15 protein-coding genes and 1 other RNA gene are annotated in these 17,121 nt (G+C 38.1%); 15 read left to right on the top strand and 1 reads right to left on the bottom strand.

The window, feature by feature from the left end; all coding sequences use genetic code 11:
- The first annotated feature begins 20 nt into the window (after window positions 1–20).
- From F8153_RS07725 to ssrA, 15 genes are all read left to right on the top strand, one after another.
- The gene (locus F8153_RS07725) at window positions 21–254 is read left to right on the top strand and encodes a hypothetical protein (protein ID WP_151865782.1); all 234 of its coding nucleotides are present in this window, start codon (window positions 21–23) and stop codon (window positions 252–254) included.
- A 175-nt stretch (window positions 255–429) separates the two neighbouring features.
- A complete protein-coding gene (gene rpoN / locus F8153_RS07720; protein ID WP_151865795.1) occupies window positions 430–1,803 on the top strand; it encodes an RNA polymerase factor sigma-54 in 1,374 nt (457 codons plus the stop codon).
- 182 nt (window positions 1,804–1,985) lie between these two features.
- Window positions 1,986–3,026 carry a sugar-binding transcriptional regulator gene (locus F8153_RS07715; protein WP_151865781.1) on the top strand — a complete coding sequence of 347 codons (1,041 nt, stop codon included), beginning with the start codon at window positions 1,986–1,988 and terminating at the stop codon, window positions 3,024–3,026.
- 13 nt (window positions 3,027–3,039) lie between these two features.
- Window positions 3,040–4,050 carry a type I glyceraldehyde-3-phosphate dehydrogenase gene (gene gap / locus F8153_RS07710; RefSeq protein WP_151865780.1) on the top strand — a complete coding sequence of 337 codons (1,011 nt, stop codon included), beginning with the start codon at window positions 3,040–3,042 and terminating at the stop codon, window positions 4,048–4,050.
- 249 nt (window positions 4,051–4,299) lie between these two features.
- Window positions 4,300–5,499, top strand: a complete 1,200-nt coding sequence (locus F8153_RS07705) for a phosphoglycerate kinase (RefSeq protein WP_151865779.1) — start codon at window positions 4,300–4,302, stop codon at window positions 5,497–5,499.
- A gap of 14 nt (window positions 5,500–5,513) precedes the next feature.
- Window positions 5,514–6,260 carry a triose-phosphate isomerase gene (gene tpiA / locus F8153_RS07700; protein WP_151865778.1) on the top strand — a complete coding sequence of 249 codons (747 nt, stop codon included), beginning with the start codon at window positions 5,514–5,516 and terminating at the stop codon, window positions 6,258–6,260.
- A gap of 81 nt (window positions 6,261–6,341) precedes the next feature.
- Window positions 6,342–7,871, top strand: a complete 1,530-nt coding sequence (gene gpmI, locus F8153_RS07695; RefSeq protein ID WP_151865794.1) for a 2,3-bisphosphoglycerate-independent phosphoglycerate mutase — start codon at window positions 6,342–6,344, stop codon at window positions 7,869–7,871.
- A gap of 245 nt (window positions 7,872–8,116) precedes the next feature.
- Complete coding sequence (eno, locus tag F8153_RS07690) at window positions 8,117–9,406, top strand: phosphopyruvate hydratase (RefSeq protein ID WP_151865777.1); 1,290 nt, start codon at window positions 8,117–8,119, stop codon at window positions 9,404–9,406.
- 185 nt (window positions 9,407–9,591) lie between these two features.
- On the top strand, window positions 9,592–9,834 hold the full coding sequence (gene secG, locus F8153_RS07685) for a preprotein translocase subunit SecG (protein WP_330577762.1): 243 nt from the start codon (window positions 9,592–9,594) through the stop codon (window positions 9,832–9,834).
- Between the two features lie 35 nt (window positions 9,835–9,869).
- Complete coding sequence (locus tag F8153_RS07680; protein ID WP_151865776.1) at window positions 9,870–11,906, top strand: sodium-translocating pyrophosphatase; 2,037 nt, start codon at window positions 9,870–9,872, stop codon at window positions 11,904–11,906.
- Between the two features lie 114 nt (window positions 11,907–12,020).
- Entirely contained in the window at window positions 12,021–12,323 is a 303-nt protein-coding gene (locus F8153_RS07675) for a DUF1294 domain-containing protein (RefSeq protein ID WP_207707703.1), read from the top strand.
- Between the two features lie 90 nt (window positions 12,324–12,413).
- Window positions 12,414–14,540, top strand: coding sequence for a ribonuclease R (gene rnr, locus F8153_RS07670; protein WP_151865775.1), 2,127 nt, complete (start codon window positions 12,414–12,416; stop codon window positions 14,538–14,540).
- A gap of 169 nt (window positions 14,541–14,709) precedes the next feature.
- Window positions 14,710–15,387: a TrkA C-terminal domain-containing protein gene (locus tag F8153_RS07665; protein ID WP_151865774.1), complete on the top strand. Its 678-nt coding sequence runs from the start codon at window positions 14,710–14,712 to the stop codon at window positions 15,385–15,387.
- 102 nt (window positions 15,388–15,489) lie between these two features.
- Window positions 15,490–15,963 (top strand): SsrA-binding protein SmpB, encoded by a 474-nt coding sequence (gene smpB, locus F8153_RS07660; protein WP_151865773.1) that lies wholly within the window; start codon window positions 15,490–15,492, stop codon window positions 15,961–15,963.
- An 88-nt stretch (window positions 15,964–16,051) separates the two neighbouring features.
- Window positions 16,052–16,379, top strand: a transfer-messenger RNA (tmRNA) gene (gene ssrA, locus F8153_RS07655).
- Between the two features lie 389 nt (window positions 16,380–16,768).
- Here ssrA and F8153_RS16060 read toward each other — a convergent pair.
- A complete protein-coding gene (locus F8153_RS16060) occupies window positions 16,769–16,945 on the bottom strand; it encodes a hypothetical protein (RefSeq protein WP_192929716.1) in 177 nt (58 codons plus the stop codon).
- Window positions 16,946–17,121: the final 176 nt, after the last annotated feature.

The following is a 17,121-nucleotide window of genomic DNA, read 5'->3' as shown; positions in this document are numbered from 1 at the left end:
AAGTATAGGAGGAAAGATTAATGACAGGGAATAACAACATAAATCTCGACAATGGTTTGCAGAGTAAAACATACCCAGAGGGAAATCAAAGGATTAATGGACGGCTTCTAGTTGATAGTAACCCTAATGTAGATTTTGGTAATGAGGCTTCAAGACAGATGAGCCAGGTTGGAGGAAGAATAGGTGGTAAAATGACAAAGGGCTTGGTGGAGATGGGATTAAAGCAGATGCTGGAGGAAAGGAATAGGGAATAAGGAATAAGGAATAAGGAATAAGGAATAGGTGGTAGGAAGCAAAAATATAAAATTCTTTTGGAAGTTTATGCAAAACCCGTGCCAAAATATCTTAAGAATAATAGGAACTCCTTTATTTTAGCCTGATAAAGTGTTATAATAGTGCTAGAGATATAGAAGGGTAAGGGTGATTTGCATGAGAATGGGCTTTAGCTTACAGCTTGAACAAACTCAAAAGCTAGTTATGACACCACAGCTACAGCAGGCTATCAAAATTCTTCAACTTACTTCAATTGAATTGGATCAATTTATCCAAGCTCAATTGGAGACCAATCCTTTTTTGGACATAAATGAAGAGGCCCCTATAGAGCATGAAAAAATCGACAAGAAGAAGGAAATTGATTGGAAGGAATATAGTCAACAACAAAATGAAGTTTCTGATTATAAAGGACAATCCTATAATTCTGAAAACGATTTCAGCTATGAAAATATTGTATCCGAAAGACAAACCCTTCAGGATTACCTAATAAATCAACTTTACCTAACCTTATTAATGGCCAGCCATAGAGAAATAGGGGAATATATTATAAACAGCTTAGATGAAAATGGCTATCTAACCACAGATTTAGAAGAAATTATAAGGGAATTTAATGTAGATCATACTACTGTAGAAGGGATATTGAAAATCATACAAACCTTTGATCCACCAGGGGTGGCTGCAAGAAATTTGAAGGAAACTCTACTGATTCAACTAGATCACATGGGTGTAACTTGTAGTAAAATTCATCAGATAATATCAGAGTCCTTAGAAGAAATTGCAGATAATAAGTTTCCCCATATAGCAAAAAAAATGGGTATTTCAGTGGAAGAGGTTCAAGGTATTTGTGACTTTATTAGAACCCTAGAACCAAAGCCCGGTAGAAGATTCTCCTATGATAGAAACAGCTACATTGTTCCAGATGCAGTTGTTAAAGTGCTAAATGATGAATTCATCATTGTGTTAAATGATTATAATGCTCCTAGATTAATTATCAGGGAGGACTATAAAAGATTATTAATGGGCTGTGAGGAAAAGGAAGAAACCATTAAGTTCATTAACGATAAATTAAACTCAGCTTCCTGGTTATTAAGAAGCATAGAACAGAGAAGACAAACCATCTATAATGTAATTTCTGTGATTATTGAAAAGCAAAAAGCCTTCTTTAGGTATGGAAAAAAACACTTAAAGCCAATGACCCTTAAAGAAGTAGCCGACGAAATAAAAGTCCACGAATCTACTGTAAGTAGAGCCACTTCAGGTAAATATGTTGAAACTCCTGTTGGAACCTTTGAACTCAAATATTTTTTTTCCAGTGGAATTGAAGGAATAGATGGAGAGGGTGTATCATCTGAAAGTATCAAAAGCTTTATAAAGGAAATTATTGATGGAGAAAATCCTAAAAAACCCTTTAGTGATAATAAAATCGCCCAGATGTTAACTAAGAAAGGAATGCCTATTTCAAGACGGACGGTGGCGAAATATAGAGATGATTTACTAATTGCAGCCTCCTCAAAGAGGAAAAGATTCTAGAAAACCTATGAGTAATTAGTAATGAGTGAAATTTATTTAGCTTTTTTATCCAAAAACCTATTGAATCTTTATTCACCTTATTATATAATAAGCTTGAGTAAGGATTTATTTTTTTGAGTTAATAGGGACAAAAAATGAATAGCGGGGACATAAAAAGACCCTATACATAAGGAGGTTGAAAGTTGAAGGAAATAATAGATATCCAAAGAATGATTGTACCTGAGTCATTTATACTATTGGAAAAAAGGTATGATATTTTAAGGAATATATCAAACCTCCAGCCCATTGGAAGAAGGGCTCTTTCAAACAAATTAAACATAGGGGAGCGAATCGTTCGAGGAGAAGTTGAATTTTTTAAAAAGCAAGGATTCATAGAGATTGATTCAGCAGGAATGACCATAACATCCGAAGGTGAAAAGGTAATTGAAGGCTTAAAGGACTTTATATACTCAATTAGGGGTATTCATGAATTGGAACGAGAACTAAGGGATTGTCTACATATAAAAGAGGTCATTGTTGTCCCAGGTAATTTGGATAATGAAAACTATGTGCTGGCGGATATTGCTAAGGCTACTTCGGAGTTAATGAATAAGCTGATTAAAAATAAGGATATTATTGGAATTACTGGTGGCACTACTATGGCGGCAGTTGCAGAGGGTATGGAGCAGCAAAATAAAGATAAAAATATAACTGTTGTACCTGCTAGAGGTGGCTTGGGTAGAAGGTTAGAAAGTCAGTCTAATATTGTGGCAGCAAAATTAGCTGAGAAGCTTAAGGGGAATTATCAAATGCTTCATGCCTCAGATACCCTTAGCCAAGAGATATTACAGAGCATCTTAGAGGATCCAGAAATCAAAAAAATCATTGAGTTAATTAAAAAAGTAAATCTATTGATTTTTGGCATCGGTAGAGCAGAGGATATGGCCAACAGAAGGGAATTGCCCCAGGATGTGGTGGAAGGTCTAATGAAGGATGGGGCCGTTGCTGAGGCCTTTGGCTTTTATTTTAACCTAGCAGGTGAGGTAACTTACGAGATGAAAACCATAGGCATACAATTTGCAGACTTTATAAAAATACCCAATGTCATAGGGGTTGCAGGTGGAGCAAGAAAGGCCCAGGCAATTTATGCAATCTCAAAGTTAAAAAAAGATATGATATTGGTAACGGATGAAGGGGCTACACGGGAAATACTAAAATTATATAAAAATAATAAAAATTATTAGGAGGGGTATACAAATGAGTGTAAAGGTAGCGATTAATGGATTTGGGAGAATTGGAAGGAATGCTTTTAAAATTGCAGTTGATCAGAAGAGGGATTGGGAAATAGTTGCAATCAATGATTTAACAGATCCTAAAACTCTGGCTCATTTACTGAAGTATGATAGCTTATATGGTAAGTTCAATGGGACAGTAGAGGTTAAAGAAAATGCAATCATCGTTAATGGCAAAGAGATTAAAATTATAGCAGAAAAGGACCCAGAAAAGCTTCCTTGGGCTGAAATGGGCGTAGATTTAGTTATAGAGGCAACGGGGATCTTTAGAAGCAAAGAAAAGGCATCTAAGCATATAACCGCCGGAGCTAAAAAGGTTCTGATTACTGCTCCAGCTAAAAAAGAAGACATTACAATTGTTATGGGAGTTAATGAAAATCAATATGATCCTGCTAACCATCATGTAATATCCAATGCATCCTGTACAACCAATTGTTTAGCTCCTTTTGCAAAGGTAATCGATGAAAAGTTTGGTTTAAAGAAGGGTTTAATGACAACAATCCATGCCTATACAAATGACCAGAGAATTCTTGATTTGCCCCATGATGATTTACGAAGGGCTAGAGCTGCTGCTCAATCAATTATTCCAACTACAACTGGAGCGGCTGAAGCTGTTGCCTTGGTTCTTCCACAGCTAAAGGGGAAATTAAGCGGTATGGCTATGAGGGTTCCAACTCCAACGGTTTCTGTTGTTGACCTTGTTGCAGAGCTTGAAAAAGGTGCTACAAAAGAGGAAATTAATAGCGCATTAAAGTCAGCAGCTGAAGGAGAGTTAAAGGGAGTACTATACTTCTCAGAAGAACCATTAGTGTCAGTTGATTATAGACAGGATCCTCACTCTTCAATTGTAGACGGATTATCTACTACGGTTATTGGTGACAATTTAGTTAAGATCGTTGCGTGGTATGATAATGAGTGGGGTTACTCTGAAAGGGTTGTAGATTTAGTTAGCTATATAGTAAGTAAGGGATTATAAAAAAATGGTCCGGTTTTATAGTAAATCTATGGGGCCGGACTATTAATATGGTTAAAAATTTTTATGAGATGTGATAATATGTAATGGTGGTTTAAAATTGGAAATTGAGAATAAAAAGCTTAAAAAGAAGTAGATAGTAATCGTTTTTGGCAAGTTTGCTAGCAACTTTTTTCATCGATTCAACATTTAACATTTATATTCGTGTTAAGGTATGAAAGTCAATATTTTCCCGCTGGGAGGAGGAATAATATGTCTATGCTGAATAAAAAAACCGTTAAGGAAATGGATGTTAAGGGCAAAAAGGTATTAGTACGTTGTGATTTTAATGTTCCAATGGATAAGGAAGGGAACATTACAGATGACAGACGTATAAGGGAGGCTATGCCAACCGTTACATATTTATTGGATAAGGGTGCTGCAGTTATATTGATGTCTCATTTAGGTAGACCAAAGGGAGAAGCCAATCCCAAGTATTCCCTTGAGCCAGTTGCCAAGAGGGTTCAACAAATATTAGATAGGGGAGTAATCTTCTATAACGATGAGATGGTAACAGGAGATCGAACCCAGGAACTAGCTAAGGATCTGCAACCAGGAGAAATTCTTCTTCTTCAGAATGTACGATACAGAAAGGAAGAAGAAAATAACCTCGAGAATTTCTCGAGGGAATTAGCGAATCTAGGAGATATTTTTATTAATGATGCATTCGGAACAGCCCATCGGGCCCACAGTTCAACTGCGGGAATAGCAAGCTTTCTGCCCTCAGCAATGGGTTTCCTTATTGAAAAAGAGGTTGGGTTTATGGGGAAGGCCCTTGAAAATCCAGAAAAGCCCTTTGTAGCAATATTAGGGGGAGCAAAGGTTTCTGATAAGATTGGAGTTATTGAAAATCTTTTAGATAAGGTGGATTCCCTACTAATTGGGGGCGGAATGGCCTATACCTTCCTAAAGGCCCAAGGCTATGAAATCGGTAAGTCTTTATTGGAGGAGGATAAGCTGGAACTTGCTCTAAGTCTAATTAAACAGGCGGAGGATAAGGGTGTAAAGCTTATGCTACCAGTGGATTCTGTTGTAGCCAAGGAGTTTGCAGCAGACTCAGAGCACAAAACCGTAAAAAATGAAGAAATGCCCTCCGATTGGCTGGGGGTTGATATCGGCCACGAGACCATAAAACTTTATTCACAGGAAATAAAGGGTGCTAAAACTGTTATTTGGAATGGTCCAATGGGTGTGTTTGAAATGCCAGCCTTTGCAGTGGGTACAAAGGAAATCACAAGGGCCCTTTCTGAGTGTGGAGGAACCACCATCATCGGTGGTGGTGATAGCGCAGCAGCTGTAGAGCAATTGGGCTTTGCAGATAATATGAGTCATATTTCAACAGGTGGCGGTGCATCATTGGAATTTTTAGAGGGAAGGATATTACCAGGTATAGCTGTACTAGAAAATAAATAAAGGAGCGTGCTTCAATGCGTAAGCCTATCATAGCAGGAAATTGGAAAATGCATAAGACAATAGAGGAAGCTATTGAATTGGTGAAGGGAATCAAGGAAGAGGCCAATAAAACCGATGTAGAGGTAGTGGCATGCTGTCCCTTTACTGTACTATCTGAGGTTAAAAGAACAATTACTGGCTCAAGGGTGAAGCTTGGTGCTCAAAACCTCCATTGGGAGGAAGAAGGAGCCTATACTGGAGAAATATCTGCTACAATGCTAAGAAATATTGGTGTTGAATATGTAATAATTGGTCATTCTGAAAGAAGACAATACTTTCATGAAACCGATGATACCGTTAATAAAAAGGTTTTAAAGGCTATAGAAAAGGAGCTTAAGCCCATCATGTGTGTTGGTGAGACCCTTGAAGAAAGAGAAGGTGACAAAACCTTTGAGGTAGTAAAAACCCAAACCCTTGGTGGACTAAAGGATGTTTCGGCAGCTGCAATGAAGGATATTGTGATAGCCTACGAGCCTGTTTGGGCGATAGGAACTGGCAAAACAGCCTCTTCAGAGGATGCTAATAAGGTAATTTCCTATATTAGAGAAGTCATAAAAGAGAAATATGATGATACAGTTTCTGAAATGGTTAGAATACAATATGGAGGAAGTGTAAAGGCTGCCAATGCATCGGAAATCATGGCAGAATCGGATATAGATGGAGCCTTAGTTGGTGGAGCCAGCTTAGATGCTGGTAGCTTCGTTGAAATATTCAACTTCTAAATACCAACCGCTTAATCTATCAGCTTAATGTTAGCCTTTTGGCGATATTTTGCTACAAGAGGGAAAGGAATGGTTTTTAATATGAGAAAGCCTGTAGCTTTAATAATATTAGATGGCTTCGGCATCAGTGAAAGGGATTTAGGCAACGCAGTTAAGGCTGCCCATTTACCAAACTATCATAAATTAATGAATAAGTACCCCCATACCCATATTAATGCCAGTGGATTAGCTGTTGGCTTACCGGAGGGTCAGATGGGTAATTCGGAGGTAGGACATTTAAATATCGGTGCTGGTAGGGTTGTATATCAAGAGTTGACTAGAATAAGCCGAGAGATTGAACTAGGAGATTTTTTTAGTAATGCTACGTTGCTTAAAGCTGTAGCCCATGCAAAGGAGAAAAATACAAAACTGCATCTTTTGGGTTTATTATCGGATGGCGGTGTTCATAGCCATATAAACCACCTTTTCGCCCTGCTGGAAATGGCTAAGTTGGCTGGGTTAAAGGATGTATTAATCCACTGTTTTTTAGATGGAAGAGATACTCCTCCCCAAAGTGCCCTGGGTTATATGAAGGAGCTTGAAGACAAACTAAGGGAGCTAAATATTGGTCGAATTGCAACCGTCAGCGGAAGATATTATTCGATGGATCGAGACCAAAGATGGGAAAGAACGCAAAAAGCTTATGATTCAATGGTGATGGGTACTGGAAGGGCTGCTGAAAGCGGATTAGCTGCAGTAGAAATGGCCTATAGCTTGGGGGAAACCGATGAATTTGTTATTCCAACAATCATTAAGGGAGAAAACAACACCATCGATCCTGAGGACTCAGTAATATTCTATAATTTCAGACCTGATAGGGGTAGACAGCTTACAAGGGCTCTAACAGATAGGTTCTTTGAAGGCTTTATCAGGGAAAGGGGCTATTTTCCCCTCCATTATGTAACCATGACCCTTTATGATAAAACCTTTAATAATGTACATATGGCCTATCCCCCCCAAAGTCTTGAAAATACATTGGGTGAATATTTGGGTAAAAAGGGCTTAAAGCAATTTAGAATAGCAGAAACTGAAAAATATGCCCATGTTACATATTTCTTTAACGGTGGGGTAGAGATTCCAAACCCAGGGGAGGATAGAAAACTCATACCATCACCTAAGGTGGCTACCTATGACCTTCAACCACAAATGAGTGCTTTGGAGGTAACGGATGCCCTTCTTGAGGAGCTTGATAAGGGTGTCTATGATTTAATAATACTGAATTACGCCAATGCTGATATGGTTGGCCATACAGGAGTATTTGAAGCCGTTGTGAAGGCCTTAGAAACCGTGGATATCTGTTTAGGTAGGGTAGTAGATAAGCTTTTAGAAAAGGACGGTAGTGGAATTGTAACCTCCGACCACGGTAATGCTGAAATGCTTATTGATGCAGAAACCGGTGAAGTAGTTACTGCCCATACCATTAATCCCGTACCCTTTATATTAGTGGATGCAAATGGTAAGAAGCTAAGGGAGAATGGTGCCCTTTGCGATATCGCCCCCACTTTATTAGAAATGATGGGGCTAGAACAACCAGAGGAAATGACGGGGAGAAGCTTGATTTCAAAGGAATAGGGAATAGGGAATAGGTAATAAGTAATAAGTAATAAGTAATAGGTTAAAAGTGGAAAATGAAAAGTGAAAAGTTAAATATAATGGGAAGAAATCAAACAGAGGCAGACAAGAATGTAAGAGTTCTTCTTATATAAACTTCAGAAATTTGTGTATCAAATTTCCACAACAATTCAACATTCAACATTCAACATTCAACATTTAACACTTAACATTACTCATTTAAAATTTTGAGAGGAGAGATTTTAATGACCATTATTACAGATATTTATGCTAGAGAGGTACTCGATTCAAGGGGTAACCCATCCGTTGAGGTGGAGGTATATTTAGAAGGCGGAGCAATTGGTAGAGCTATAGTTCCATCCGGAGCCTCTACAGGAGCCTTTGAAGCTGTTGAATTAAGAGATGGAGATAAGGGAAGATATTTAGGGAAGGGTGTATTGGCAGCCGTAAGAAATGTTAATGAAATCATAGCTCCAGAGATTATTGGTTTTGATGCTACTGATCAGGTAGGTATCGATGAAACCCTAATAGAGCTTGACGGTACAGAAAATAAAGGTAAGTTAGGTGCCAATGCCATTTTAGGAGTATCTATGGCTGTTGCAAAGGCGGCGACTGAAGCATTGGATTTACCATTATTCCAATATCTAGGTGGAGTGAATGCAAAGCAGCTTCCAGTACCAATGATGAATATATTAAATGGTGGCGCCCATGCCGATAACAACGTAGACATCCAAGAGTTTATGGTAATGCCAATAGGAGCGGAAAATTACACAGAAGGCTTAAGGATGGGTGTTGAAATATACCATAGTCTGAAGGCGGTTTTAAAATCTAAAGGTCTAGCCACAGGAGTAGGGGATGAAGGGGGCTTTGCACCGAACCTAAGCTCCAATGAAGAAGCTCTAAAGGTTATTATTGAAGCCATCCAAAAGGCAGGCTACAAGCCTGGAGAAGATGTTATGCTGGCTTTAGATGTGGCTGCGACAGAGATGTACGATGAAGATAAAAAAATATACAACCTATCTGGGGAAGGTCTTACCAAAACCTCAGAGGAAATGGTTGCCTTCTACGAGGATTTAGTTAGCAAGTATCCAATCATATCTATAGAAGATGGGTTAAACGAAGAGGACTGGGATGGCTGGAAGCTACTTACCGAAAGATTAGGTAAGAAAATTCAGATCGTTGGAGATGACCTTTTTGTTACCAACACTACAAGGCTTCAAAAAGGAATATCTTCAAATACCGCCAACTCAATACTCATTAAGGTTAACCAAATCGGTACAATAACTGAAACCCTAGATGCAATAGAAATGGCTAAAAGGGCAGGATATACTACAGTTATTTCCCATCGTTCTGGAGAAACAGAGGATGCAACAATTGCTGATATAGCAGTTGCGGTGAATTCAGGTCAAATTAAAACCGGGGCCCCTGCAAGAACCGACAGAGTAGCTAAGTATAATCAACTACTTAGAATTGAGGATATTTTAGGTGGAACAGCTCAATATAAGGGTAGGAAGGTTTTCTATAATATCAAGTAGCAACTACAAATAATTGGTAATTTTGAATAAAAGAAAAAATCTTTAGCAATAATAAGGGTATAACAGCCCTTATTGTTGCTTTATATGAATAAATATTAATTATTGTAAAATAGATAATTTGGTTGATTTTCTAATATGGCTGTGTTAAAATATGTATGTTAATCTCACATATAGGAGGTGTAGGTATGGGTGCATTGGATATAGTACTAAAAGTTGTTATGATTATTATTTCTTTAGTTCTGATTGGTAGTATATTGCTACAATCAGGAAAGAGTGCAGGTCTTTCTGGTTCAATAACAGGGGGAGCAGAACAAATTTGGGGTAAGCAAGGCAGAGGATATGAGGCTATGTTAAGTAAGGTAACTTCAATTGGAGCAGCATTATTTATCATTGTTGCAATTTCCCTGCTGGTTATTCAAAAACTATAAGATAAAACTGAATACTAGAAGGAGGAAATCTAATAATGAACAACCTATTAATTATAGCACCTATTGTAGGTATTGTAGCCCTTATTTTTGCCTACATGCTTGCAAATAAAATAAACGGTGTAGCTGTTGGAACTGAAAGAATGAAAGAAATCTCTTCTTACATTCATGAAGGTGCAATGGCTTTTTTAACTAGAGAATACAAGTATCTAGTGGTTTTCGCTCTTATACTATTTGTTGTACTTGGACTTGGCATTGACTGGATTACAGCTATTTGCTTCTTAGTAGGAGCTTTATTCTCAGCCTTAGCTGGCTTCTTCGGAATGCAAGTTGCCACAAAGGCCAATGTTAGAACTGCCAACGGAGCAAAGGAAGGCGGAATGAACAAAGCCTTAAGCGTTGCTTTCTCAGGCGGAGCCGTTATGGGTATGTCAGTTGTTGGTTTGGGTCTACTTGGAGTAGGTGGACTTTATCTTATATTATCAAATATGATGGATGCAGATGCAGCAGCAACTGCAATTACAGGCTTTGCCCTAGGTGCTTCCTCTATAGCATTATTTGGACGTGTTGGTGGCGGTATCTATACCAAGGCTGCTGATGTTGGAGCTGACCTTGTTGGGAAGGTTGAGGCAGGTATTCCTGAGGATGACCCAAGGAACCCTGCAGTTATTGCAGATAACGTTGGTGACAATGTTGGCGACGTTGCAGGTATGGGAGCAGACTTATTTGAGTCCTATGTAGGTTCTATAATTTCAGCTATTGCCCTTGGATTATTGGCAAAGAATTCTCTTGGAGAATTATATGGCTTTGATGGAGCATTATTTCCAATAATGCTGGCTGCCGTAGGAATCATTGCTTCTATTATAGGAACCTTCTTTGTTAAGGGTGATGAGAATACAAACCCACAGAAATCTCTAAAGGCTGGTACATATGTAGCCGGAGTTCTTACGATTATAGCAGCATTCTTCTTAAGTAACTACTTCCTTGGAAGCTTAACAGGCTTCTATGCCGTTGTAACAGGCTTAATAGTAGGTATCGTAATTGGACAGCTTACTGAGGTATATACATCAGGCGATTTTGCCTCTGTTAAAAAAATTGCAAAGCAATCAGAAACTGGACCAGCTACAACAATTATCAGTGGTTTAGCAGTAGGTATGTTATCTACAGCCGCACCAATCATTCTAATTGCAGTAGGAATTCTTATTTCCTATGGTGTAGCAGGGTTATATGGTATCGCCTTAGCTGCAGTAGGTATGCTATCAACTACAGGAATGACTGTAGCAGTTGACGCCTATGGACCAATTGCCGATAATGCAGGTGGTATTGCAGAAATGTGCGAGCTTCCTAAAGAGGTTAGAAAAATTACAGATAAGCTAGATGCTGTTGGAAATACAACAGCTGCAATGGGCAAAGGCTTTGCCATCGGTTCAGCCGCATTAACAGCCCTTGCATTGTTTGCAACCTATACAGCAGCAGTTGGTTTAACATCAATTGACATAACAAAGCCTACCGTTATGGCAGGTATGCTAATTGGTGGTATGCTACCCTTCCTATTCTCTGCTCTAACAATGGAAGCAGTAGGAAAGGCAGCTAACCAAATGATTGAAGAGGTTAGAAGACAGTTTAGAGAAATACCAGGTATCATGGAAGGTAAAGGTAAGCCAGAATACGCTACTTGCGTTGATATAAGTACAGCAGCTGCATTAAAGGAAATGGTTCTTCCAGGTCTATTAGCAGTTATTGCACCAATTGCCACAGGATTAATTCTTGGCTCTGATGCTGTTGGAGGACTATTGGCAGGCTCTTTAGTTGCTGGAGTTTTAATGGCTATTATGATGGCCAATGCTGGTGGAGCTTGGGATAATGCTAAGAAATATATTGAAGAAGGAAACCACGGTGGAAAGGGTAGTGAACCCCATAAGGCAGCAGTAGTTGGTGATACTGTTGGAGATCCATTTAAGGATACATCTGGTCCATCAATCAATATTCTGATTAAGCTTATGACCATTGTTGCAGTTGTATTTGCTCCACTCTTCATGAAGTATGGTGGAATGCTTTTAAACTTATTTGAATAAAATAATTATTGAAGCCCTTAATCCTGGATTAAGGGCTTTTTACTCTTTTTGTTGGACAACTGGCTTTTTGGGTAAAAGTATATTATATTTATAGAATCAGAGGGAGGTTATGCTATGTCGGCAATAATAGATAAATTAGGCTATCCATTGATTATATGCTTTTCCTATCTTTTAATCATATCTCTTCTATCCTTTTTTATGATGGGGCTTGATAAGATAAGGGCGAAAAAAGTCCTGCATCGAATTCCTGAGAAGCTTTTATTTTTATTGGCATTTATGGGAGGTGCAATTGGAATTTTAATAGGAATGGTGACTTTTCATCATAAAATCAGTAAGAAAAAATTTGTATTGGGGATTCCGATACTATACATAATGAATAAGCTAGTGATTTGGATAGTATTTTATAAGTACTTTTAATAATTAAAGAACTTCGGGAATAAGACTAATAAAAGGCGCTATATTTACAAATATTAATAGCATAGTAAGTAGATAAAGGGAGGTAATACATTGGCTACTAAAGAAAGAATCGTTGAATTTATGAGGGAGCTAGCCTACAACCCAATGCTTGAAGAAGAGCTGGCATCGGTATTTCAACTTGGAAAAAGGGAAAGAAAGAGCTTTACAGCCCTTTTAGATGAAATGGAACAAGAGGGCTTGATCATAAAAACCCGAAAAAAAAGGTATGGGGTACCAGAGAGAATGGGTTTAGTGGTGGGGAGGCTGCAAGCCAATCAAAAAGGCTTCGGCTTCATTATTCCCGATAACCCAGATACAGAAGATGTTTTTATTGCTAGTAATCTATTAAACGGTGCAATGCACAATGATCGAGTAATTGCTAGGATTAATGCAATGAATACAAAAAGTAAAAGGGCCGAGGGAGAAGTTATAAGAATTCTTGAAAGGGCCAACCAAGAAATCGTAGGAATATACGAAGAAAGCAAGAACTTTGGTTTTGTTGTACCAGATGATTCAAGAATAAATGTAGATATATACATCCCTAAAAAGGAAGGCAAAAAGGTAAAAAACGGATATAAAGTTGTTTGCCAAATAACCAGATGGCCAGAGGCTAGACGCAATCCAGAGGGCGTTATAGTAGAAGTATTAGGACATCCAAAGGATAATGAAACCAATATTCAGGCAGTAATCAAAAAATACAAGCTGGAAACTGAATTTCCTTCAGAGGTTGTTGCCGAGGTGGAGAAGATTTCCGAGGAAATATCTGAGGAAGAAATTAAAAGAAGACTAGACCTTAGAGACCTACGTATGGTTACCATAGACGGTGCAGATGCAAAGGATTTAGATGATGCGGTTTCTATTGAAAAACTGGAAAATGGAAATTATCGATTGGGCGTTCATATAGCAGATGTTACCCACTATGTGAGGGAAAATACCCCCTTAGATCAGGAAGCTTTAAAACGGGGAACCAGTGTATACTTGGTAGATAGAGTAATTCCTATGTTGCCTAAGAAGCTTTCCAATGGGGTGTGTAGCTTAAATCCTAAGATTAATAGGCTAACCCTATCAGTGATTATGGAAATTGATAAATCCGGAAAGGTACAAAAGCATCAGGTTGCAGAAAGTGTTATAAAGATAGATGAAAGAATGATTTATGAGGATGTATCCGATATCCTGGAACAGGATGATGCAGCTTTAAAGGAAAAATATAGCCATTTGGTTGATGACTTTAAGCTGATGGAGGACCTTTGCAAAATCCTCAGAAAGAGAAGGGAAGAACGTGGAGCAATTGACTTTGACTTCCCTGAAGCAAAGGTTATACTGGATGAAAAGGGTGTACCTTTGGAGGTTAAGAAGTACGATCGACGTATAGCCAATAGAATCATTGAAGAATTTATGTTGGTATGTAATGAAACTGTAGCTGAATATTTCTATTGGATGAATGTTCCTTTTGTTTATAGGGTTCATGAAGACCCAAGCGTAGAAAAACTAGAAGATTTCAACAAGTTTATCCATAACTTCGGCTATCACCTGAAGGGCTTAAGCAATGAAATTCATCCAAAGGTACTACAGGAGCTCTTAAAGAAAATCGAAGGTAAAAGGGAAGAGGTAGTCATCAACACCCTTATGCTAAGGTCACTGAAAAAAGCCCGATATGCCGCCGACAACCTAGGACATTTTGGCTTGGCTGCTGAATATTACTGTCATTTCACATCCCCTATAAGAAGATATCCCGATTTAGCCATCCATAGAATCATAAAGGCTATCCTCAACTATGGCACAGAAAACAAATGGCTGTCTAAAATTAGTGGCTTAGTTGGCTATATTGGGGAGCAATCCTCCATAAGGGAGAGAAAGGCTGATGAGGCTGAAAGGGAAACCGTTGATATGAAGAAGGCCCAGTATATGGCTGAAAAGATTGGAGAAGAATTTGAAGGAGTTGTATCAGGAATCATTTCCTTTGGACTCTTTGTTGAGCTTGATAATACCATTGAAGGTATGATTAGAGTAAGCTCCCTAGAGGATGATTACTATATTTATAATAGTGAACACCACACCCTAACAGGGGAACGTAAGAAGCGAGTCTTTAGAATAGGAGATGTATTAAGGGTTAAAGTTGCTATGGTGGATATATTACAAAGAGAAATTGATTTTACCTTGGTGGAGGATAATCAGTAAAAAAATTTAATATGTATAATAGGGGAAGCTTTTTTATATCAAGTTTGAAACTCACTGTGCTGTAAAACAGAGAAATCGGTTCATGTCTCTCTTTATTCAAGAGCATAGCGATTCCATCTAAATATTTACTTCTCCTACTAAAATGGTTAGAAGATAAGGGGGGATCTCTATGCCTATTACCTATGGTATTATTATATTGGCCATATTAGCAATTATTGTTGAAATATTGTCGGTTGCACTTAAGGTTACAGGCTTAGACCTAGACAAGGCAAGGTTTCAGGTTGTATCCATCATCACTCATACCGGCTTTACCACAAGGGAATCTGAGCTGATAACCCAGCATCCAACTAGAAGGAAGATTGCTCAGGCCCTAATGTTGGTGAGCTACGTTATAACTGCCACTCTTATAAGTGTAATAATTAGTGCCTTTAGAAACTATCAATCCTTCTTGTTTTTCTCTCTATATATAGCCTTAGGATTGATTATTGTTCTATTTCTTATAAGAAATAAGCATATTCTGTTACGCCTAGAGGCCATCATAGAAAGACAACTGGAAAAGCAATTAAAAATTAATAAAAGGTTTAAAACCGTAGAGGAAGTGTTAAAACTAAATGAGGAATATGGTGTTGCAGAGTTTATTATCGATGAAGGAAATATTCTGCAGGATGTTACCTTAGAAAAATCCGGCTTAAAGCAAAACTATATTCAGGTGCTAAACATCGATAGAGGTTCCCATATCATACATTTTCCAAAATTCAATTTTGTTTTCCGTCAGGGGGATAGGGTTGTGGTTTATGGGCAAATCGAAAAAATGAAGGAGTTTGTTCTAAAACAAAAACAAGCCTAAGGGAATTTTTGTAAGGAGGGGGATTCTTGACATAAACCTTTTAATATGTTAGTATAGCAAGAGTCACTCCAAATATAGAAAGCTTTTAAAAGGGTGGTATAAATGTCAAGGGAAGGTACAAAATCAATAGCTACGAATAAAAAGGCCAGACATGATTACTTTGTCGAAGAGACCTATGAAGCCGGTATAGAGCTTAAGGGTACCGAAGTAAAGTCTATCAGATTAGGCAAAATCAACATCAAGGATGGTCATGCACGAGTTGAAAATAGTGAGGTTTTCCTGTATAATATTCATATAAGCCCCTATGAAAAGGGAAATATATTCAATGTTGATCCCCTCCGGCCAAGAAAGCTTCTTCTCCATAAAAGAGAGATCAGAAAGCTCATTGGCTATGTGCAACAAAAAGGCTATACCTTAATCCCCTTAAGTGTTTACCTGAAGAATGGAAGAATAAAGGTTGAATTGGGAGTGGCCATAGGTAAAAAGCTATACGACAAGCGCCATGATATAGCAAAGCGAGATGCCCAAAGAAGAATTGCCAAGGAAGTTGGAGCAAGGATGAAGGGCGTAGAGTAACAGTTAATAACTGATAGTGAATAACTAAAAGTGTGAAAAGATTGAAAGATTTTTTAAAACTATTCACTAAAAAAATTCCCGGGGGCGTACTGGTTTCGACGGGGGTTTGGAGTCTTTAGTAGCGAGCCATGTTTCGCTTGGTGACATGTAAAAAACTGGGCATTAAAGATAAACGCAGATAATAATTACGCTTTAGCGGCTTAGTTCTGCTCGTCTCTCCTAGGCCTCCTGCCGCTTAGATAGAGGCGTCAAATATGCAGGGAACGTCTTAAGGGGTGTCTCGACCTTAAGTTGTACAATTGGGGCTGGCTGAAGCTAAAACCTGTTGTTGGGTGTTAGACAAGGCGAGAAACTAAAACAGCAACTGCGCTCGGAGAAGCTGAAGGTAAAGGGCCTTCGGACAGGGGTTCGATTCAAAAGAGTCGCCTTGTAGAGTAATCTGCAAGTGAAAATCTGGCTTACATCGGTGAAACCGTAACGTTAAGACGACGGCAATACCGAGGGGTAAAGGGAGAAATCCCGAAGCCCTGTATCGACTCATAGGCTTCTAAGTCCATTAGGATAAGAAGTACTAGGATGGAAGGGTAAAACACATATTAAATCTTCCATAACACGCCAGAGGGCTTATAAAAGTCCAAGATATAGTCAGCACCATTGGAAACAATGGAATAAGGTGTCCCCTCGCCTCCACCAAACTTATAAACAATAGATACAAATGAATACAGACTAAATTAAAAAAACAACGTGCTATAAATGTTGTGATGACATATATAGCACGTTTTGTTGTTTATTATTTAAGGCTTAATTATAGAGTGATATTATACTTATCCTTCATAATTTGCTTATATGATAGTGCTAGCTCATACTGTTTGTTTATTTCTAGTAAATGAATACATTTATTTAATGTATCTACATAATTACTGATGCCTAATCTATATTCTGCAATACCCTTTCGTGCAAATAATAAATACAATGCATACATTGTTTGTCTTGATAACCCAAAATCTATTCCTTCATTAGAATATTTAATAACAGAACTATAATTTCCAAGCTTGTGATAGTTATATGCAATATTTGAGTATATTTTTAGAACTAACTTATCAGAGTAAGTATTTGGATCTTCATTATCTACTAAATATAATGCCCCCCAATGTCAAG

Source organism: Alkaliphilus serpentinus, from assembly GCF_009017255.1.
Lineage (GTDB): Bacteria > Bacillota > Clostridia > Peptostreptococcales > Natronincolaceae > Alkaliphilus_D > Alkaliphilus_D serpentinus.
This window is presented reverse-complemented; position numbering and strand designations above follow the sequence as displayed.